The organism is Streptomyces actuosus (assembly GCF_016921115.1).
GTDB lineage: Bacteria > Actinomycetota > Actinomycetes > Streptomycetales > Streptomycetaceae > Streptomyces > Streptomyces actuosus_A.
In genome coordinates this window covers 215,393-233,955 of the sequence record NZ_JAFFZS010000007.1, presented here as the reverse complement: position 1 = coordinate 233,955, position 18,563 = coordinate 215,393, and the positions used below count along the sequence as shown (strand labels likewise).

The window sequence follows — 18,563 nt, the reverse complement described above, 5'->3', positions numbered from 1 at the left end:
ACGGTCAGGCCCGGTCGGTGAGTTCCTCGGCGTACACCTGGGACAACGGCTGCGGTCCGACGTACTGCTGGCAGTTGCACTGCCCGGCCTCGTAGCGCACCGGCTTCTTGTTCTCGTCCCACGCCGTCGGCACCTCCACCCGCTCGTGGCACCGGCCCTGCTTGTCGTGCTTGGCGAGGTGGTGGGTGCAGCCGCAGACGGGCTCGGGCGTGCGGTGCGCGGCCTCGACGGCCAGGCGCTCCTGCCGGGCGGCCTCCATCATCTGCAGGCGGCGTTCGTGGCGGTTGCGCAGCGCGGTGCGGACGTTGTCCGCGACCCAGGCGAATCCCCCCGTCCAGAACACGATGAGAACGATCCATATCCAGTCCATCAGCTCCCCCTGGCCGCGCGTACCGGCGCCCCGTCCACGTGGCGGGGCCGGTCCCAGGATAGTGCGCGGCTCCGGGCCGCCGAAGGGGCGGAGCCGCGGCGCGGTCCGGCCCGCCGGACCGCCGGGCACCGCGCGGGCCTGCGCCGAACGACCGCGCACCGTGGCGCGTCGCCGTGCCGCCGTGTCGCGTCGCCTTGCCGATCACGCCGATCCGGCCGCCCCGGCCGGTCCCGCCGCCCCGGGGGCCGCGCGCACGGCCCGCGCCAGCCGGGTCGCCGCCGCCGCGCGCGGCCGGCTGTCCGGGGCGCGGCGGCGCGGGTGGACCGTGTTGGCCAGCAGCACCAGGAAGGTGTCCGTCGCCGGGTCCAGGACCAGCGAGGTCCCGGTGAAACCGGTGTGGCCCGCCGCACCGCGCCCCGCGAGTTCCCCCATGAACCACTCCTGGTCCACGGCGAACCCCAGCCCCGGCCGCGCCAGCAGCAGTTCGACGAAGTCCGGGCCGAGGATGCGGGCCGGTCCGTAGGCGCCGCCCGCCAGCAGGGCGCGGCAGAAGACCGCCAGGTCGCGGCCGGTGGAGAACAGGCCCGCGTGCCCGGCGACGCCGCCCAGCGCCCAGGCGTTCTCGTCGTGGACCTCGCCCCGCAGCATGCCCCGGTCGGCCTTGGCCCACGGTCGGCGCTGGTCCTCGGTGGCCGCCGCGCCGGGGCAGGGGCCGAAGCGGGTGTCGGCCATGCCGAGAGGGCGCGTGATCCCCTCGTGGACGAGGACGTCCAGGGTGCGGCCGGTGAGGCGTTCCAGGAGGTGCTGGAGGAGCAGCATGTTCACGTCGGAGTAGAGGTGGCCGCCGGGCGGGCCGACCGGTTCCTGGGCCCGCAGCAGCGCCAGGCGCTCCGCGTCGTCGGCGCAGTCGTACAGCGGCACCTCGGGGGCGAGTCCGGAGGTGTGGGTGAGCAGCTGCCGTACCGTGACACCGTGCTCGGCGGCCCCGCGGAAGTCGGGGAGGTACGCGCCGACCCGGGCGTCGATGCCGAGGGTGCCGCGCTCGATCTGCTGCACGGCGGCGACCGAGGTGAACAGCTTGGTCAGGGAGGCCAGGTCGAAGGGCGTGTCCACGGTCGTCGGGACCCGGTCGGACGCGTCGAGTTCGACGCCCGCATCGCTGCCGGGGTCGTAGGCGGCGTACCGGACGGCGTCTCCCACCGCCGCCTCCACCGCCACGACGGGGCCGCGCCCGGCGACGACGACGGCGCCGGCCGCCCAGGGCCGTCTCCCGGTGACGAGGCCGCGGACCTCGCGCACCATGCGGTGCAGTTGCCCGGGGTCGAGTCCGGCCCGCTCGGGTGTGTCCCTGCGCAGTCTCGGCGCGCTCAGCTCTCTTCCCCCAGGTTCCCGGCCGCGCCGGGACGGGGCGTGGTCCCGTCCTCCGCGTCCGCTCGCGTCCTCCAGGGACGGCACATTGCCACGAAGCAGGCCAGCGCCACCAGTCCGGCCACCAGCTGGACGACGGCCATGGGAACGGCGGTGTGCTCCCCGGCGATGCCGACGAGCGGGGAAGCGATCGCTCCGACGAGGAAGGAGGACGTGCCGAGCAGGGCGGAGGCGGAGCCGGCGGAGTGCCGGGTGCGCAGCAGGGCGAGGGACTGGGTGTTGGGCAGGGTGACGCCCATCGCGGACATCAGCACGAACAGGGCCGCGGCCACCGGCGCGAGTCCCACCTCGCCGAAGACGCCGGCCGCCATCAGCAGCAGGGCCGTCGCAGCGAGGACGACGACGGCGAGGCCGGTGCCGAGGACCCGGTCCAGGGGGACCCGGCCGACGAGCACCTTTCCGTTGATCTGGCCGACGGCGACCAGCCCGACGGAGTTCAGGCCGAACAGCAGGCTGAAGGTCTGCGGGGAGGCGCCGTAGATCTCCTGGACGACGAAGGGCGAGGCGGAGATGTAGGCGAAGAGCGCGGCGAAGGCGAAGCCACCGGCCAGCATGTACCCGGTGAAGGGGAGGTCGGCCAGGAGCCGGCGCATGGAGTGCAGCGCCTCGCCGACGCCGCCGGAGTGGCGCGCATCGGGCGGCAGGGTCTCCGGCAGCCGGAACCACACGAGCGCGCCGAGCATCACCCCGACGGCGGTGAGGACGACGAACACCCCCCGCCAGTCGGTCACCCGCAGGATCTGCCCGCCGACCAGCGGCGCGACGATCGGGGCGGCGCCCGAGATCAGCATGAGGGTGGAGAAGAACCGGGCCATGGCCACGCCGTCGTAGAGGTCCCGGACGACGGCCCGCGCGATCACGATCCCGGCGGCACCCGCGAGTCCCTGCGCGAGGCGGAGGGCGACCAGGATCCCGACCGTCGGCGCGATCGCGCACAGCGCGGTGGCGACGACGTAGACGGCGAGGCCGGCGAGCAGCGGGCGGCGGCGGCCCCACCGGTCGCTCATCGGGCCGACGACCAGCTGCCCGAGCGCCATGCCGGCCAGGCAGGCGGTGAGGGTGAGCTGGACGGTGGCGGCGGGGGCGTGCAGGGATCGGGTGACCTCCGGCAAGGAGGGCAGGTACATGTCCATCGCCAGTGGCGGCGTGGCGGCCAGTCCGCCGAGGACCAGTGTGACGAGCAGGCCGGTGCGGCGCTGCGCGGCGGCGGTCACCGACGCGACGTCGCCGCCCGGTGCCTGCGGCCCCGTGCCCGGCACGGCCGCCGCCCGTCCCGCCTCGGGTATCGGTGCCCCTCCCTCGGGCATGCGCCCCTCCCTTCCGTCCGGCCGTCCGGCTCCCGCTGCGACAGATGCGGCCCCTATGCTCTCAGGTGCGTACGAGTTGCTTGAAGGTGCAACAGTGAGGCGGGGCGGTATCGCGGCGGGCGGCGTGCGGTGGGGGATCCTGGCGACGGGCGGCATCGCGGCGGCCTTCACGGCGGATCTCGTCGGTCTGCCGGAAGCGGAGGTGGTGGCGGTCGCGTCGCGCACCCCGGCGTCGGCCGCGGCGTTCGCGGAGCGCTTCAGGATCCCGCGGGCCTACGGCGACCGGGCCGCACTCGCCGCCGACGAGGACGTCGACGTGGTGTACGTCGCCACCCCGCACTCGGCGCACCGGGCCGCCGCCGGTCTGTGCCTGGAGGCCGGGCGGAACGTGCTGTGCGAGAAGCCGTTCACCCTGAACCTGCGCGAGGCCGAGGAACTGGTCGCACTGGCCCGCGGGCGGGGGCGCTTCCTGATGGAGGCGATGTGGATGTACTGCAATCCGCTCGTGCGGCGGCTGAGGCGGCTGGTCGAGGACGGCGCGATCGGCGAGGTGCGCACGGTACAGGCCGACTTCGGCCTGGCCGGGCCGTTCCCGCCCGCCCACCGCCTGCGCGACCCGCTGCAGGGCGGGGGCGCCCTGCTCGACCTCGGCGTCTACCCGGTCTCCTTCGCGCAGCTGCTGCTCGGCGAGCCCTCGCAGGTCGAAGCCCACGCCGTGCTGTCCGCCGAGGGCGTCGACCTGCAGACGGGGGCACTGCTCGCCTGGGACCACGGCGCGCTCGCCTCGGTGCACTGCTCCGTCGTCTGCGGTACCGGGGCCACCGCCTCCGTCACCGGTGCGCGGGGCCGGATCGACGTCCCGGGCGGCTTCTTCCACCCCGACCGCTTCGTCCTGCACCGCGACGGCCGCGATCCCGAGGAGTTCGCGGCCGACCCGGCGGACGGCCCCCGCACGACGTTCCGGCACGAGGCGAGGGAGGTCATGCGCGCGCTGCGGGCCGGTGAGACCGAGTCGCCGCTCGTCCCGCTGGACGGCACGCTCGCGGTGATGCGCACGCTCGACGCGATCCGGGACCGCATCGGCGTGCGCTACCCGGGCGACGCCCCCGAGGAGGACCCCGCCCCGGGCCTCGTGCCGGCCTGAGCCCGGGCCGCCGTCCGGGCGGGGCGGACGGGCGCAGGGGCGCGGCGCCGGGGCGGCCGGCACCCGAACGGCAGCCGCATGGCGGAACAACTGGTCCCACCCCGTGGCCCCTCACCTACGCTGCCCCACCATGAACGCCGAGCGAACCATCGAACAGTCCAAGATCGCCGTGGTGACGGGCGCCGGGTCCGGGATCGGCCGCGCGGTCGCCGTGGAACTGCTGGGCGCCGGCTGGTCGGTGGCCCTGGCCGGGCGCCGCGCGCAGGCCCTGGAGGAGACGGCCGCGCTGGCGCCGGGCACCCCCTCCCTCGCCGTGCGCACCGACGTCACCCGCCCCGAGGACGTGACGGCGCTCTTCGCCGCCACCGTCGAACGCTTCGGCCGGGTGGACCTGCTGTTCAACAACGCGGGGACGAGCGGGCCGGGCGGGGTGCCGGTGGAGGAGCTGTCCTACGACGCCTGGCGGCAGGTGGTGGACACCAACCTCAACGGGGCGTTCCTGTGTGCCCGGGCCGCCTACCGCCGGATGAAGGAGCAGGACCCGCGGGGCGGCCGGATCATCAACAACGGCTCCGTCTCGGCCCACACGCCCCGCCCGCACTCCACCGCCTACACGGCCACCAAGCACGCGCTGACCGGGCTGACCAAGTCACTGTCCCTGGACGGGCGGCCGCACCGGATCGCCGTCGGCCAGATCGACATCGGCAACGCGGCGACCGACATGACGGCCCGTATGCGGGAGGGGATCCTCCAGGCCAACGGCGAGGTCGTGCCCGAGCCCGTGATGGACGTGGCCGACGTGGCGCGCACGGTGCGGCACATGGCGGAGCTGCCGCTGGAGGCGAACGTCCAGTTCGCCACCGTACTGGCGACGACGATGCCCTACGTGGGGCGGGGCTGAGCCCTCGATCCACACAAGCGGAATTTGAACATCCGCCCTATTGCAGCCGATAGGGGACTTATGCTCAACTCTTCTCCATCAGAGCTTCACAGTTGAAGCACTGGCCCTCCGTGAGCCATACCGAGGGGGGAAGCGGCAGCCGTCCCGCAGCTGCACCGGCTGGGGGTGGACCCCGCGCGGGACCGCGGGGTGTACACCGGGGCGCGGGACGGCTGCCGCACATCCGGCCCCGGTCCCGGGACGCGCGACGGAAGGGCCCACCCGCGGCAGGGCCTCCGCACGACATCCTGAGCGGGTCGGGCGATGTCCACCGCGGATCGCGGCACCCCGAGAGGGCGTGGGAACCGCGCGACCCGCCGCGACGGGGCCGCGGTCGGCGACGTCACACCGCGGCACTCTTGGCGGAGCGCTCAGGCCTGCCCCGTCTCGAAGCGGGAGATCCTGCCGTCGTCCGCCACGGTGAAGCGCCAGCGGGTGCGCATCTCCCCCCAGGTGTCGTTGCTGTAGCGGGCCGTCAGAGCACGGCCCCCGTCGGACTCGTTGTCGACCTCCAGATGACCGTGGGTGGAGAAGATCTCCCGGTCGATCCAGTCGGTGAGGTCGCGGTCCGAACCGTCGTCGGACATGGTCGCGTCGGGGGTGAGCAGCGCCAGGAAGCCCTCGCGGTCGCGGGCGTTGACGGCACCGACGAACGCGCGGACGGCCGGGTCGCTGAGTCTGGAGGTCAAAATCGCCATGCCGGTCACCCTCGCACCGGTGCGGCGGCCCTGCCACCGGGCCCCGCGGCCCCGCCACCCGAACGGTCCCCCGGGCGGGGTGGCCGGACGCCGCAGGTGCGACGGTGGACGCACGGAGGGGGATCCGCGAGAGGACTGGGAACCATGACCTTCTTCCACCGACGCGACCTGGGCCTGCTGCTGCTCCGACTGGGCACCGGCGGGGTACTGGCCGCGCACGGCGCGCAGAAGCTGTTCGGCTGGTTCGGCGGGCACGGCATCGAGGGCACCGGGCGGTTCATGGAGTCCGTGGGCTACAGCCCGGGCAAGGTCAGCGCGACGGCGGCCGGCCTGGCGGAGGCGGGCGGCGGCGCGCTGCTGGCACTGGGCCTGGCCACCCCGGCGGCCGGCGCCGCGGCGGCCGGCGCGATGGCGGGCGCGGCCTCGGTGCACACCCCGAACGGCTTCTTCAACCAGGAGGGCGGGTACGAGTACGCCGCCTCCCTGGGCCTGACCGCCGCGGGCCTCGCCGTCACCGGTCCCGGCCGGCTCTCCCTGGACCACGCCCTGGGCCACACGGCCGACCGGGGCTGGATGGCCCCCTTCGCCTTCGGCGCGACCGGTCTGGCGACCGCCGTGATCGTGGGAACGCGCATCCGGCGGCTGCGGCGGCGGGAGCAGGGGGAGCAGGAGGCGCTGTTCGAGGAGGAGTTCGCCCGACCCGTCCGGGCGAACTGAGGCGGTCGCCGCCGGCGGGACCGGGACGTTCGGGCCCCAGGCGCCGGAGCCCGGAGCGGGTCGGACGAAGTCCCCTGCGGTGAGACAGCGCCCCGAAGGGACGCGGGGAACCGAGCGAAGGGCCGCGACGGCGCCGCCGTCGCAGGACGTCGTACCGCGGCACTTCCGGCGGAGGGCCCGGAGGGTCGGTCGCCCCGCGACCGGGAGTGAGGCGGCGCGGCCGCACGGTGGGGAGTGAGGGGCACGGCGCGTTCCGGGGCAGGGCGGCGCGCCGGGCCCCGGACCCGAGGGCCGGCCGTCTCGCGCCGACGACTCGTCGCTCCCCCGGCGCCCGCTGCCCGGAGGGCGGGCACACCTGGCAGGCTCCTGGGCATGAGCGAGAACGACAGCGCCCCCGCGGCCAACGGCCCCGCCGCCCTCTGGGACACCATCGACGACCTGTGGGCCTGGCTGGAGGCCGGACAGCCGCACGGCGGCCGGGACGGCCTGCTCCTGCGCATCCTGAAACTGTCGGAGGAGGTCGGCGAGGTGGCGCAGGCCGTGATCGGCGCGACCGGCCAGAACCCGCGCAAGGGCACCACGCACACCTGGAGCGACGTGGAGTCCGAGCTGTGCGACGTGGCCGTCACGGCCCTAGTAGCACTGCGCACCCTCACCCCCGACGCCCGCGCGGTCTTCACCCGGCGTCCGGAGGCGGTGGCGCGCCGCTCGCTGCCCCCGGCGGCACCCGAGGCACCCGACGCCCCGTGACGGCGCCCGAGGCACGTGGATGCGGGCGCCCCAGGCACCGTGAGGGCGGCAGCCCCGCTCGAAGTGGCCTACGCCTCAGTGAGCAACGAGTGTTGCCGGTGTGAGAGTTGGGAGCGATGGGCAGTCAAAGCGCGTGCGAAATCGAATGGTGTGCGAAATCTGGGGGGACGCGTGAGCGTGTGCGTGATCGGTGCGGGCCTGTCGGGACTGGCGGCCGCACACGCGCTCAGGGCGAGGGGCGTCGACGTCGTCTGTCTGGAGAAGGCGCCCGACGTCGGCGGCATCTGGCGACAGCCGGGGGCCGGTGAGCGTGGCCCGGCCTACCGGGCACTGCATCTCAACAGCGCCCGGCAGCTGACCGGATACGCGGACTTCCCCATGCCGGAATCGTTGCCCCTCTACCCCCGGCACAGCGATGTGGCCGCGTATCTGCGGTCGTTCGCCGAGTGGGCGGGGCTGCTGCCCTGCGTGGAACTGCGCACCGAGGTGCTCTCGGTGCGGCAGGAGGCCGACGGGACGTGGACGGTCGTCAGCCGGGACGCCTCGGGAGCCGAACGGGTGCGCGGCTTCGCGCACGTCGTCGTCGCGTCCGGGCACCACAGCGAGGCGGCGATGCCGGATCCGCTGCCCCCGGGGGCCGACACCTTCGCCGGAACGATCCTGCACTCGATGGACTACCAGGACGGCGGCGACTTCGCCGGTCAGCGCGTGGTCGTCGTGGGGCTCGGCGCGTCAGCGGTGGACATCGCCGCGGACCTGTCCCGGCACGCCGCACGGACGTGGCTGTCGGTACGCCGCGGGCTGCACATCATCCCCAAGCAGCTCTTCGGCATGTCCGTGGACCTGATCGCGGACGCGCCGTGGTTCACCGCCCTGTCCTTCCCCGAGCAGCGCCAGTTCGTCGAGCAGGCCCTGCGGGTGGCCCGTGGCCGGCTGTCCGACTACGGCCTGCCCGAGCCCGACCATCCCCTCTTCTCCTCGGCGGTGACCATCTCCGACGAGATCCTCAGCCGGATACGGCACGGAGCGGTGACCCCGAGGCCCGCGATCGACTCCTTCGACGGCGGCCGGGTCGTCTTCACCGACGGCACCTCCGTCGAGGCGGACGCGGTGGTGTACTGCACCGGCTTCCGCATGGCCTTCCCCTTCCTGCCCGCCGGCAGTCCGGTGGCCGAGGGCGGTCCGGTCGAGCTGTACCGCCGTATCGCCGCCCCGGCCCGGCCCGGCCTGTACTTCCTCGGCCTGATCCGCCCGCACGGCTCCATCACCCGCCTCGTCGAGGCCCAGGCGCGCTGGGTGGCCCGGCTCGTCGACGGGACGGCCGGGCTGCCGTCCGCGGAGGTCATGCGCAAGGAGATCGACACCTACCTGGGGGCGATCAGGGAGCGCTACGGCAGTACGGAGGGCTTCTCCGTCCAGGTCGACGTCGGCGCCTACCTGAGGGAACTGCAGGACGCGTGATCCCGGCGAGGCTCCCGGCGGCCGCCACGCCGCCGGGAGCCTCGCCGTGCGATGACGGGGCGTCAGCGCACGGGCTCGGGCAGCGCGGGCTGCGCGGTCGACGGCGGGCGGACCGCGTAGGCCTCCGCCGAGACGTACACGGTCACCCTTGGCGGGTGGCCGTGCTGGTGGGCCAGGCCGAGGTAGGCGACGAGGCCCACACCGTCCTCCAGCCGCCGGTCGGTGACGGCGGGCAGCGCGTTCAGCAGGGGTGCGGGGTCGATGCCGTACCGCTCCAGGACGGCCACCGCCCGCCGGCAGGCCTCGGCGTCGTCGCGGGCGTGGTCCCGGACGGGGATGTAGAGCGTGAAGCCGCTCGGCAGGCCGGTCGCGGTCTCCGTGAACGCGTGGCACGACTGCCCCGGGCGCACGTCGTGCCGGGCGCCGTCGGTACCGGTGGCCAGCTCGAAGAACGTACGGATCTCCGCGGGGCCGGGACCGGGGTCCATCCGGCTCAGCCCGGCCGCACCAGCGGCGGACAGGCCCCGATGGGCGAGGTAGATCTTGAGCCGGGGTTCCTCCCAGTCCCCGAGGTCCAGGGCGAGGAACAGGTGCCGGTCGGCCTCGGGCAGGGCGCCGAACGCCCGTTCGTGGCCGAGCCGGCGCAGCGCCTCCCGCACCGTCTCGCCGGCGCGGTCCGCCCCGCGGGCCGCCGGGTTGAGGTACACCTTCACCTTCGGCACCCCGCCGGGCCGCAGCTCCAGCGCGCACCACAGGGCGAGCGGCCCCTCGGCCGACGACGGCAGGAACAGGTCCTGGAGCCTGTCGAGGGGGGCGGTGGAGAAGTTCCAGCGCCGGGCCATCTCCCGCACCGCCGCCAGCCCCGCGCGGCCGCTGCGAGCCAGGCTGCCTGCGCCGCAGCCCGGTTCCAGCAGCACGCGCAGGGTGGGAGCCGTGCCGGGGGTGAAGGAGAGGGAGTACTCCACGGGTGTGTGGTCGTCGGACAGGAAGGTCGGGGTGACCGGCGGCAGGTCCAGCGGCCGGTCGGCCACCGGGCCCAGCGCGTCGACGAGGGTGCGCCCGTAGGAGTCGCCGTCGGCCGGGGCGAGCCCGGCGACCGCGCACAGCCGCCGGAGCTGTCCGGCGGTGAGCGCGCCGAGCGTACCCGGGCGCTCAAGAAGATACCCGCCGGGAGGGGCGGGTATCGGGGGGTCCGATGCGGTGGGGTGGGACCTGGAAGCGGCGTCCGTGGATATCTGGTCCACGACACCTCCTTTGCCTCGTAAGCAACACGGAATACCGCGCTCCTCACTACCCCTGTGGTTGAAGTGTCATGCGATCAGACCGAGTTGGGGGATGTTGTGTGAATCACCTCGGGACGGTGGACATCACTTGCTGAGCCAGGTGAGGAACTGGCTCCACAGGCCCCCGCGTTCCGCCCTGCGGCCGCCCGCCGGCGCCGGGCCGGGGTGCGCGGGCGTCTCGGGGCGGGTCGCCTGCGGCGCCGGGTGGCGGGACTCCACCGGCGTGAACCGGGCGGGCAGGGTGGTCAGGCCGCGGTTGAAGGGGCCGGGGCGCCAGGTCAGGCTGTCCTCGGGGACGGCGAGCTCGACGTCCGGGAGCCGGTTGAGCAGGTTCTCCACGGCGGTGACGGTGATCTGCCGGGCGGGCTCCTTGGACGGGCAGGCGTGCGGGCCCGCGCTCCAGGCCAGGTGGGCCCGGTTGCTGCCGGACTGCCGGGCCTCGGTCAGCGCCGGGCCGGTGTTGGCGGCGGCGAAGCCGACCAGCATCAGATCTCCCGCCTGCACCTTCTGCCCGGCGAACTCCATGTCGGCGGCCGGGTAGTGCGGGGCGAGGTTCTGCATGGGCGGGTTCTCCCACAGCGTGTCGTCGAGCGCCTCGTCGATGAGGCCGCCGCTGTGGGCGTACGCGTCGTGGGTGAGCAGGCGGTGCAGGGTGTTGCCGATCAGGTTCCGCAGCGGCTCGTTGCCGGCGATCATCAGCAACGCCATCTGGTGCAGCATCTCCTCGTCGGTGAGACGTGCCTGATGCTGCATCAGCCAGGACGTGACGTCCTCGCCGGGCCGGGACCGCTTCAGCGCCACGAGCTCGCCGATGGCGGTGAACATCACCTCCATGGCCCGCTCGGCGTTGACGCCGTCGAACATGTTGGTGATGCCGAACAGCACGCGGTCGCCGATGTCGGCGGGGCAGCCGAAGAGTTCGTTGAACACGAACAGCGGCAGCTGCTTGGCGTAGTCGCCGAGCAGGTCGGCGGAACCGCGCCCACCGAACTGCTCGATCAGGTAGTCGGAGACCTGCGCGGTGGTGCGGCTGACCCGGCGCGTGTCGACGCGGGCCATGCTGTCCGTGATCGCCTGGCGCAGCCGCAGGTGCTCGGCGCCGTCGGCGAACATGCAGTTGGGCCGGTACGCCAGCAGGGGGCCGACCGGGCTGTCCGCGGGGATGCGGCCCTCGTTGAAGTCGCGCCAGCGGCGGGCGTCCTTGCGGAACGAGCCGGAGTCGTGCAGGAGCTGCAGCGCGGTCTGGTAGTCGGTGACGAGCGTCGCCTCCACGCCGGGAGCGAGCTCCACGGGCGCGGTGGGGCCGTAGCGGCGCAGATAGGCGTAGTAGGCCTGCGGGTCGGCCGCGAACTCCGGCCCGTACAGCGGCACCCGGCCGTGGGCCGGGCACCCCGGCGGGGGAACCGGGGCGGGGGTGTGAGCGTCCATGTCTGCTCTCAGTTCTCAGGGGAGGAGCCCTGACGGGCCGTGGGTCTGTGGGGTGCCCGGTGCGCCGGGAGTGCGGGGGGTCCGGCCCGCCGGGAGTGCGGGGCGCCCTCGGGCCGCGGGCGGGGCCGCCGGCCGGGGCGCGGGTGGTGGAGGTGCTTGCGGGGGCGCGGGCGGTGCCGGACCGGGCACCGGGACGCTCCCGCCGCGTCTCCGCGGCGTCGCGGCGCCCGGCGGGCGTGCTCGCCGCACGGCGGGAGGAGCCGGGCGGCGTCGCCGCACGGCCCTGCGCACCGCATGTCGGGAGCACGCACCGGACGCCGCCCCTCCTCCCGCGCGGATCCGCCGGAAAGCGCCCTACCGGGCGCGTTCCAGCAGGTAGCGGACGAGGGTGGTCAGCGCGTCGGCCGACGAATGCTCGTCGCGGGCGTCGCAGGTGACGACCGGGGTGTCGTCCAGCAGGTCCAGCGCCTCGCGCAGCGCCGCCTCGTTGCGTGGCGGGACGCCGTCGAAGTGGTTGACGGCGATGGCGTAGTCGAGGCCGTAGTGCTCGATCAGGTCGATGACGGCGAAGGAGTCCGACAGCCGCTCGGGGTCGACCAGCACCAGGGCGCCGAGCGCGCCGCGGGCCATGTCCTCCCACATCTGCACGAACCGCTGCTGCCCGGGCGTGCCGAACAGGTAGAGCACGACGCGGTCGCTGATGGTGAGGCGGCCGAAGTCCATGGCGACCGTGGTGGTGGTCTTGCCCTGGACGCCCTTGAGGTCGTCGATGTCCTCGGCGGCCCGGGTCATGGTCTCTTCGGTGGACAGCGGCTCGATCTCGGAGATCGAGCCGATGAACGTGGTCTTGCCGACCGCGAAGTGACCGACGACCAGGATCTTGACGGCGGTCTGGGTGGCGCCGGCGCGGACGTAGGCCTGCTCGCCCAGGGGCGCCCGCGCGGCGTCCCGGGTGTGCGGGTCGCCGGCGACCTGCGGCTCAACCGAATTTGGCGCGGAGACCATTCAGTACCTCCTCCAGGATCTCCCGGTCGGCGAGGACGGCGCGGGCGACGGGTGGGCGGGTGACGAGGTGGCCGCCCTCGGTGAGTGCGGCGAGGAGGATCTTCACCACGCCCAGCGGGAGCCGGGTGTGCCCCGCGATCTCGGCGACCGAGAGGTAGCCGGCGGAGCAGATGTCCAGCAGCCGCTGTTCCTCGGGGGACAGCCGGGTCAGCCGCTGCCCGTTCTCGGCCGCCGCCGTGACCAGTGTGATCAGGGACAGGTCCGCCTCGTCGGGCAGGCCGCGCCCTTTGGTGATGACGTACGGGCGTACTAACTCGGCGGCCTCGGCCTCCCATTCCCCCGCCCCGGTCATGAGTGCGCGCCGAGGTTCTCGCGCGGCGGCGTGGTCAGCGCCTTGCCGAGCTGGCTGACGAGCTGCTGCATCCGGAAGGTGATGTCCTGCATGTCGACGTCGGGACTGGCGGAGACGCCGAGGTAGGCGCCGTCACCGGCGGAGATCAGGAACACCCAGCCGCCGTCGAACTCCACCAGGGTCTGCCGCCAGGCCTGCCGCGGGTCCTCGCAGAAGAAGCCGAGGGAGCGGCTGAGGGACTGCACCCCGCTCATCGCGGCGGCGACCCGGTCGGCGTTGTCCTTGTGGAAGTCCTTCGTCCGGGCCATCAGCAGCCCGTCCGCGGAGATCAGGACCGCGTGCAGGGCCCCGGGAATCTCCAGGGCGCTGTCGAGCATCCATGACAGATCGTCGTTCACGAGACCTCATGTCCTTCACTGCTTGCACCAGGTGTGCTGCTCGTCTGGTCCGCGGCATCGCCGCGCGCCGACCGCCCGGACTGCGTGCCCCGCTGGAAGGCGCCCATGATCGCCGCTGACTCGGCGCCGGAACGGGAGGAGCTGCGGGTGGAGGAGGCGCTTCCGGGCACGATGGCCATCGGCCGCTTGCGGCGGCGGCGCGGCAGCCCGTCGGAGGTGGTGGCCCCGCCGAGTGCGGGTTCGGGCCCGCCCACATGGGGGACGGAGGCGGTGGGCGCCGCGGCCGGCGACTTCTGCTCCGGCATGGAGGTGAGCAGCTCGTGCGGCAGCAGGACGACCGCACGCACGCCCCCGTACGGAGAGCTGGAGTCCACGGACGCCTCGAAGCCGAACCGCTCGGCCAGTACGCCGATCACCGCGAAGCCGAACTGCGGCGGGTTGCCGAGACCGGAGACGCCGGAGACGCGGTCGCTGGACAGCAGCTTCTCGGCGCGGGCCCGCTCCTCGTCGTTCATGCCGACACCGGCGTCGTCGACGACGATGCAGATGCCCTTGGGAACGGTCCGGATGTTGATCTCGACAACGGTGTCCGGGCTCGAATAGCTGGTGGCGTTGTCGAGCAGCTCGGCGAGGGCGAGCGCGACGGGTTCCACGGCACGGCTGGTGATGCCGAAGTCGACCTGGGAGAGGATCTCCACCCGCCGGAAGTGCCGGATGCGTCCCTGAGCACTGCGCACCACGTCGTACACGGACGCGACGTCGCGGTGCCGCCCGAGCCACCCGTCGCAGAGCACGGCGATGGACTGGGCCCGGCGCCCGAACTGCGAGTTGGTGTGGTCGATCTCCAGCAGGTCCTGGAGGATCGCCGAGTCACCGTACTTGCTCTGCAGCCGCGACACGACGAGCTGCTGCTCGGCGGCCAGACCCTGGAGCGTCCGCATCGCGGACTTCAGCACGGTCCTGGTGGCTTCCTCGGCCTGTTCCTGGGCCGCTGTGACGGACTGCGTGTAATGGTTCTCCAGATCGGAGTAGTGGCTCCTGAGCCCGTCGATCTCCTGCCTCAGGCCCTGCCCCGCCCTGCGCTGGCGGACGATGACGGCGACGGCGGCAACAACGACGACGAGAAGAGCCCAGAGCACCGGGTTCTGTATGTATTCCGTCATAAGACTCTCTTCAGACGACTGGCGGCAGCGGCAGGAATCGATCGCCGGAACGCATGCGTCCGCCCGCTCCGCAAGTCCGGTGATCGTATCACTGGACGAACAGGTGACCGACCGTCAACCAGCTTGGTGGAAAGAAAAGTTGAGCGTCCTCTTCCACACTTCGAGATGAACGGAGAGGGGTTTCGCGGCAGGTGTGAATGGCGACGCCGACGTGGGGGGCACATGCCGGGGGAAAAGCCGCGGAGGCGGCACGGGACCGCCGCCGGGGTCGCCCGGACCGCCGCCGCGGCCGTCGTCGGGGGCCACCCTGGCTGTGCACCCCGGCTGCTGCCTCGGGTGCCAACGGACTGCCTTCCTGAGCCCTCTGACCGTCCCTGGGGGCGCCGCCGCGAGTGCCCTCTCGGCCGCCGCCGTCGGCACCCCCCGGGTTGTTGTCGCGGGTGCCGCCCTGACTCCCACCGTGGGCGCCGACAGACCGCCGCCCTCGGCCGCTCCGGGTGCCGCCCCGGCCCCCACCGCGGCCCCGACTCGGCCGCCCCCGCCGGGTACTCCCCTCCCGGGCCGTTGTCGCGAGTGCCGCCCCTGACTCCCACCGTGGGCGCCATAGTGGCTACCGGCCGGGTGCCCGTGTGGGGGCCGCCACGGCCATTGTCGTGGGAGCCCCCGGCCGATCAAGGGGCCTTGGCTGTTGCCGCGGGCGCCGCGGGGTCCCGCCGCGGCCGTGGCGGCTCTTGCGTGACCGGGAGGGCAACGCCCCGACGCGCCCTTGGGCGCGGATGCGCTCAGGCCGTTCCGCCGGTTCGGACGCCCCCACGCTCCGGGGTACGGGGCCGAGGCGGCCGTCAGGGGCCGGGGGGCGGTGCGGACCGCGCGACGCGGAACCCCACGTCGTCGATCCGCAGGGTCGGGTGACTGCGCCGCCGCACCGACGCCCGGCAACTCCAGTGCTCGTCGGCCCATCCACCGCCGCGGAGCACCCGGTAGGTGCCGTACACCTCGGCGTCGTAGAGGTCCCAGCACCAGTCCCACGTGTTGCCCAGCATGTCGTACAGGCCCCACGCGTTGGGCTCCTTGCCGCCTGCGGGGCGGATGCGTCCCTCCGTGTTGCCCTGGTACCAGGCGACCTCGTCGAGGGGCCCGTACCGCGGCCCCGTGGTACCCGCCCGGCAGGCGTGCTCCCACTCGGCCTCGGTCGGCAACCGGTAGCCGTCCGCGGAGGCGTCCCCTACGACGGTCCCGGCGTCGGAGGCGGCCACGGAGAGGGGGCCGGTATCGGCGTCGGCGTCGGCGTCGGCGTCGGCGAGGAGATACACGGGCGTCAGCCCCTCCTGCCGGGACAACGCGTTGCAGAACCGGACCGCGTCCCACCACGACACGCTCTCGACGGGCAGCCGGTCGCCCCGGGAAGCGCTCGGCCGCCCACCGGTGACCCGGGCGTACCACGCCTGCGTGACGGGCAGCGCCGACATCAGGAACGGCCCGACCTCGACCGGCCAGGTCCTCCGCGTCCGCCGGTCCGACAGCATCACCCGCCCCGGCGGAACGGCCACCATCGCGCTTCCCGCCCCCGTATCCACAACGCCCCACCCTACCGACGCACTTCACGCGCAGGCGGAGCTTTTCGGTCCGGCCGTCGAGCAGCCGGTGAGCGGGCCGACCGGGCCGAGCGTCACCCCGTTTCGACGAGCCGCGTCACGAACAACGAGCGTCACCGTGCCCGCCACATCGGGGACGACGGCGGCGGTGACGCCGCCGAGCGCCACCGACTCCCTCGCTTCCGCCCGAACCCCTCGCCGCCCGCGGCATGCCGGAGTGCAACCGCGTCCTTCCTGAACTCCTCCACGTACGTGAATGTGCGACCCAGCCGGACGCACCTCCCCGGTCCACCACGAGCCTTGGTCGGGGCGTCCACTCCAGAGGATCAGCCTCAGATGCGGCGCCACCCGACAGACTGGAGCCCCCCATGCGTATGCGCCCAGGTCTCGCTCTGGCCGTCGTCGCCTCGGTCACGGCCCTGGCAGGCGCTTGCGCGGAGCAGCGGGACATCGAGGGAACGCCGCCCGCCCCCGGGCGCAACGACCCCTCGGGCCCTACGGCTTCCCCCATGCCCGGGTCGACTGCCTCCTGGGAGGGAAAGGAGGACCAGGAGGAGGCGATGCAGCGCGCCACGCGCGCTCTCAACGCAGTCGAGCCCGACGGCGCCTCACGCGTCGACGAGGGAATGGAGAACCTGACGCAGGGCCTGGCCAAGACCTTCGAGGTGAAGGGAACCGCGCCGTACACCTTCGGCATCGCCTGCCAGGCACCCACCGACCGTACGGTGACACTGACCCTCTCCCGGGGCACTGCGAACAGCGAGTGGGAGGTGACGTGCGGCGACCGCGAGGCGGACCGGTTCGACATCCCCGCCGGCGGCCGCTTCACCGCCGGGATCGCCCCGACGGCTCAGAACGCCGACGGCCTCGTCCTGTGGCGGCTCGACACGGTTGCCGCCGACGACGTGGACGGGTGCGACGACGACATCCAGGGGTGTGAGAACTGAGGTCGCGGCTCCCACGGCCGCCCTGGCAGGGGACCGGGGTGGGGGTTGCGACCGTGGCTCCGGCGGTTGCGGCTGGCGTGGCGAGCAAGCGTGCGTGGGTGAAGCAGCCTTGGCCGCTCATCCGTTCCGGCCATCGCGCTGGAAGCGCGCCGGTTCGCCGAGCACCACGCGGGCGCCCTCGAAGTCGGCCAGCCGTGCCGCGACCGTGGCGGCCGCGAGCCGTTCCGGGAGGGCAGCGGAGAACTTCAGGCCGCGTACGGCCCGGTGGTCCACATCGGGGAGGACCAGATTCTCGCCGACACTCTCGCGAGCCGCACGCCAGTCGGCCGGGGTGAGGTCTTCGCGCAGGCGCAGCCAGCAGTCGGTGGGGCGCTGCAGAGGGTCCGTGACCGACTACAGGGTTGCCCCGAGAGTGGCGTTGACGCGGTAGCGACACGGGAGGGTCCGCACCGAGCAGCACCTCGCGCATGGCGCGCGTGGGGGCGTGGGACAGTCCGGCGATGCCGCCGTTCATCCACTTGGCGATGCCGCCGCCGTCCGCGGGTTCGACGAAGACCCGTTTGCGCAGCCAGTCGATGTAGGTGACCTGCCAGCTGCGTACGCCGAGCAGCAGGCGCCGGGGCCCGGGCCGTTCCTCGGTGAGCACGCTGGGGTCGGTGCGGCCGATCTCCGTGCGTCCGGACAGCACGGTGAACTGGGGCGGCGCCGTGAAGGACGCGGTGAGCTCGATGAAGTGCCGTCTGCCGAAGCGGCGTTCCGCCTCGGGCCCCACGAACAGCAGACCGCCGTCGTTGTCGAGGAAGCCCTCCTCGGTGAGGTGGCGCAGGATGGGGGCGGCGGACCGGTCGAAGGGGGCGAGTCGGTTCCACAGCCGGTCCCACAACTGGTCGCCGAGCTTGTGCTGTTGGAGGGTGACGACAAGGAGTTGCTGGGCGACGAGGTGGCGCGGCTCGGGCGGCGGGAGGACCGGTTTCGACCCAGCCGCGCGACCACAGCAGCAGGAGTCCGGCGGCCTGCAGCAGTGTGTCCTTGCGGGTCGTGAGGAACAGGCAGTTGCGCACGGTGCCGGAGCGTCGGCCCGTGCGGCCGATGCGTTGCAGGAACGAGGCGACGGAGGCCGGTGAGTCGATCTGGATGACGCGGTCCAGGTCACCGACGTCGATGCCGAGTTCGAGGGTGGAGGTGGAGACGATGACGCAGTCGCGGGCCTCGGCGAAGGCTTGCTCGGAGCGGGTGCGTTCGTCGACGGAGAGGGAGGCGTGGGACAGGAAGACGGTCACCTCGCGGGCCCTGAGCGCGGCGCCCAGTTGTTCGACCCGGGCCCGCGAGTCGCAGAAGACGAGCCGTTTCTCTCCCCGGTGCAGGGCCGCGATGCGTTTGGCGGCGTTGTCCGGGGAGCCCACGTAGTCGAGCTCCACCTCGCCTGCGGGCCTGGGGAGTTGGCCGACCGGGGTCTTGCCGTCGTTGTCGGCCGAGCCGATCGTCCGGGGGAACGCGTCGACTGGCCGGAGGCCGGACACGGCCCGCCCCCTCTCACTGTCTGCCCTGCTCACCGCCTCCGGACGGCGACGACAGGC

Annotated in this window: 18 protein-coding genes and 1 pseudogene; 6 read left to right on the top strand and 13 right to left on the bottom strand. The window is 73.6% G+C overall.

The features are described from left to right. Nucleotides 1-4 precede the first annotated feature (4 nt). The 3 genes from JS756_RS12340 to JS756_RS12330 all read right to left on the bottom strand — a co-directional run bounded on the left by JS756_RS12340 (nucleotide 5) and on the right by JS756_RS12330 (nucleotide 3,105). Entirely contained in the window at nucleotides 5-370 is a 366-nt protein-coding gene (locus JS756_RS12340) for a hypothetical protein (RefSeq protein ID WP_205383087.1), read from the bottom strand. Nucleotides 371-571: 201 nt separating this feature from the next. Beyond that, entirely contained in the window at nucleotides 572-1,825 is a 1,254-nt protein-coding gene (locus JS756_RS12335) for a serine hydrolase domain-containing protein (RefSeq protein ID WP_438817303.1), read from the bottom strand. Continuing rightward, nucleotides 1,738-3,105 (bottom strand): multidrug effflux MFS transporter, encoded by a 1,368-nt coding sequence (locus tag JS756_RS12330; RefSeq protein WP_205383086.1) that lies wholly within the window; start codon nucleotides 3,103-3,105, stop codon nucleotides 1,738-1,740. The genes JS756_RS12335 and JS756_RS12330 overlap by 88 nt, the downstream gene beginning before the upstream one ends. A 109-nt stretch (nucleotides 3,106-3,214) precedes the next feature. On the opposite strand from JS756_RS12330, the gene JS756_RS12325 reads away from it, so the two are divergent. Continuing rightward, on the top strand, nucleotides 3,215-4,249 hold the full coding sequence (locus JS756_RS12325) for a Gfo/Idh/MocA family protein (RefSeq protein WP_307790544.1): 1,035 nt from the start codon (nucleotides 3,215-3,217) through the stop codon (nucleotides 4,247-4,249). A gap of 130 nt (nucleotides 4,250-4,379) precedes the next feature. Continuing rightward, nucleotides 4,380-5,150: an SDR family oxidoreductase gene (locus JS756_RS12320; RefSeq protein ID WP_205383084.1), complete on the top strand. Its 771-nt coding sequence runs from the start codon at nucleotides 4,380-4,382 to the stop codon at nucleotides 5,148-5,150. A 410-nt stretch (nucleotides 5,151-5,560) separates the two neighbouring features. Here the strand turns inward: JS756_RS12320 and JS756_RS12315 are convergent, their stop codons facing one another. After that, nucleotides 5,561-5,887 carry a nuclear transport factor 2-like protein gene (locus JS756_RS12315; protein WP_205383083.1) on the bottom strand — a complete coding sequence of 109 codons (327 nt, stop codon included), beginning with the start codon at nucleotides 5,885-5,887 and terminating at the stop codon, nucleotides 5,561-5,563. A gap of 144 nt (nucleotides 5,888-6,031) precedes the next feature. Between JS756_RS12315 and JS756_RS12310 the strand changes: the two genes are divergently transcribed. The 3 genes from JS756_RS12310 to JS756_RS12300 all read left to right on the top strand — a co-directional run bounded on the left by JS756_RS12310 (nucleotide 6,032) and on the right by JS756_RS12300 (nucleotide 8,815). After that, complete coding sequence (locus JS756_RS12310) at nucleotides 6,032-6,604, top strand: DoxX family membrane protein (protein WP_205383082.1); 573 nt, start codon at nucleotides 6,032-6,034, stop codon at nucleotides 6,602-6,604. 372 nt (nucleotides 6,605-6,976) lie between these two features. After that, nucleotides 6,977-7,354 carry a MazG-like family protein gene (locus JS756_RS12305; protein ID WP_205383081.1) on the top strand — a complete coding sequence of 126 codons (378 nt, stop codon included), beginning with the start codon at nucleotides 6,977-6,979 and terminating at the stop codon, nucleotides 7,352-7,354. Between the two features lie 171 nt (nucleotides 7,355-7,525). After that, on the top strand, nucleotides 7,526-8,815 hold the full coding sequence (locus tag JS756_RS12300) for a flavin-containing monooxygenase (protein WP_205383080.1): 1,290 nt from the start codon (nucleotides 7,526-7,528) through the stop codon (nucleotides 8,813-8,815). Nucleotides 8,816-8,877: 62 nt separating this feature from the next. Here the strand turns inward: JS756_RS12300 and JS756_RS12295 are convergent, their stop codons facing one another. The 8 genes from JS756_RS12295 to JS756_RS12260 all read right to left on the bottom strand — a co-directional run bounded on the left by JS756_RS12295 (nucleotide 8,878) and on the right by JS756_RS12260 (nucleotide 16,207). Continuing rightward, nucleotides 8,878-10,059 carry a tryptophan dimethylallyltransferase family protein gene (locus JS756_RS12295; protein WP_307790532.1) on the bottom strand — a complete coding sequence of 394 codons (1,182 nt, stop codon included), beginning with the start codon at nucleotides 10,057-10,059 and terminating at the stop codon, nucleotides 8,878-8,880. Nucleotides 10,060-10,182: 123 nt separating this feature from the next. Next, nucleotides 10,183-11,526: a cytochrome P450 gene (locus JS756_RS12290; RefSeq protein ID WP_205383079.1), complete on the bottom strand. Its 1,344-nt coding sequence runs from the start codon at nucleotides 11,524-11,526 to the stop codon at nucleotides 10,183-10,185. A 354-nt stretch (nucleotides 11,527-11,880) separates the two neighbouring features. Further along, on the bottom strand, nucleotides 11,881-12,456 hold the full coding sequence (locus tag JS756_RS12285) for a GTP-binding protein (RefSeq protein ID WP_205383143.1): 576 nt from the start codon (nucleotides 12,454-12,456) through the stop codon (nucleotides 11,881-11,883). Nucleotides 12,457-12,505: 49 nt separating this feature from the next. Then, entirely contained in the window at nucleotides 12,506-12,883 is a 378-nt protein-coding gene (locus tag JS756_RS12280; protein ID WP_205383078.1) for a DUF742 domain-containing protein, read from the bottom strand. Continuing rightward, a complete protein-coding gene (locus tag JS756_RS12275; RefSeq protein ID WP_205383077.1) occupies nucleotides 12,880-13,281 on the bottom strand; it encodes a roadblock/LC7 domain-containing protein in 402 nt (133 codons plus the stop codon). The genes JS756_RS12280 and JS756_RS12275 overlap by 4 nt, the downstream gene beginning before the upstream one ends. Further along, on the bottom strand, nucleotides 13,278-14,444 hold the full coding sequence (locus JS756_RS12270) for an ATP-binding protein (RefSeq protein ID WP_205383076.1): 1,167 nt from the start codon (nucleotides 14,442-14,444) through the stop codon (nucleotides 13,278-13,280). The genes JS756_RS12275 and JS756_RS12270 overlap by 4 nt, the downstream gene beginning before the upstream one ends. 842 nt (nucleotides 14,445-15,286) lie before the next feature. After that, a complete protein-coding gene (locus tag JS756_RS12265; RefSeq protein ID WP_205383075.1) occupies nucleotides 15,287-15,997 on the bottom strand; it encodes a formylglycine-generating enzyme family protein in 711 nt (236 codons plus the stop codon). A gap of 48 nt (nucleotides 15,998-16,045) precedes the next feature. Next, nucleotides 16,046-16,207 (bottom strand): hypothetical protein, encoded by a 162-nt coding sequence (locus JS756_RS12260; protein WP_205383074.1) that lies wholly within the window; start codon nucleotides 16,205-16,207, stop codon nucleotides 16,046-16,048. Between the two features lie 200 nt (nucleotides 16,208-16,407). Between JS756_RS12260 and JS756_RS12255 the strand changes: the two genes are divergently transcribed. Continuing rightward, nucleotides 16,408-16,986, top strand: coding sequence for a hypothetical protein (locus tag JS756_RS12255; RefSeq protein ID WP_205383073.1), 579 nt, complete (start codon nucleotides 16,408-16,410; stop codon nucleotides 16,984-16,986). Nucleotides 16,987-17,103: 117 nt separating this feature from the next. Here the strand turns inward: JS756_RS12255 and JS756_RS12250 are convergent. Beyond that, a pseudogene (locus JS756_RS12250) lies at nucleotides 17,104-18,476 on the bottom strand (helicase-related protein); the annotation flags it as partial. Between the last annotated feature and the right edge of the window lie 87 nt (nucleotides 18,477-18,563).

What these genes read in the sequence shown, in the direction of transcription:
- JS756_RS12255 (WP_205383073.1), top strand. Translation starts at nt 16,408, where the DNA reads ATGCGTATGCGCCCAGGTCTCGCTCTGGCCGTCGTCGCCTCGGTCACG.
- JS756_RS12340 (WP_205383087.1), bottom strand. Translation starts at nt 370, where the DNA reads ATGGACTGGATATGGATCGTTCTCATCGTGTTCTGGACGGGGGGATTC.
- JS756_RS12315 (WP_205383083.1), bottom strand. Translation starts at nt 5,887, where the DNA reads ATGGCGATTTTGACCTCCAGACTCAGCGACCCGGCCGTCCGCGCGTTC.
- JS756_RS12305 (WP_205383081.1), top strand. Translation starts at nt 6,977, where the DNA reads ATGAGCGAGAACGACAGCGCCCCCGCGGCCAACGGCCCCGCCGCCCTC.
- JS756_RS12310 (WP_205383082.1), top strand. Translation starts at nt 6,032, where the DNA reads ATGACCTTCTTCCACCGACGCGACCTGGGCCTGCTGCTGCTCCGACTG.
- JS756_RS12290 (WP_205383079.1), bottom strand. Translation starts at nt 11,526, where the DNA reads ATGGACGCTCACACCCCCGCCCCGGTTCCCCCGCCGGGGTGCCCGGCC.
- JS756_RS12320 (WP_205383084.1), top strand. Translation starts at nt 4,380, where the DNA reads ATGAACGCCGAGCGAACCATCGAACAGTCCAAGATCGCCGTGGTGACG.
- JS756_RS12270 (WP_205383076.1), bottom strand. Translation starts at nt 14,444, where the DNA reads ATGACGGAATACATACAGAACCCGGTGCTCTGGGCTCTTCTCGTCGTC.
- JS756_RS12265 (WP_205383075.1), bottom strand. Translation starts at nt 15,997, where the DNA reads ATGGTGGCCGTTCCGCCGGGGCGGGTGATGCTGTCGGACCGGCGGACG.
- JS756_RS12330 (WP_205383086.1), bottom strand. Translation starts at nt 3,105, where the DNA reads ATGCCCGAGGGAGGGGCACCGATACCCGAGGCGGGACGGGCGGCGGCC.
- JS756_RS12280 (WP_205383078.1), bottom strand. Translation starts at nt 12,883, where the DNA reads ATGACCGGGGCGGGGGAATGGGAGGCCGAGGCCGCCGAGTTAGTACGC.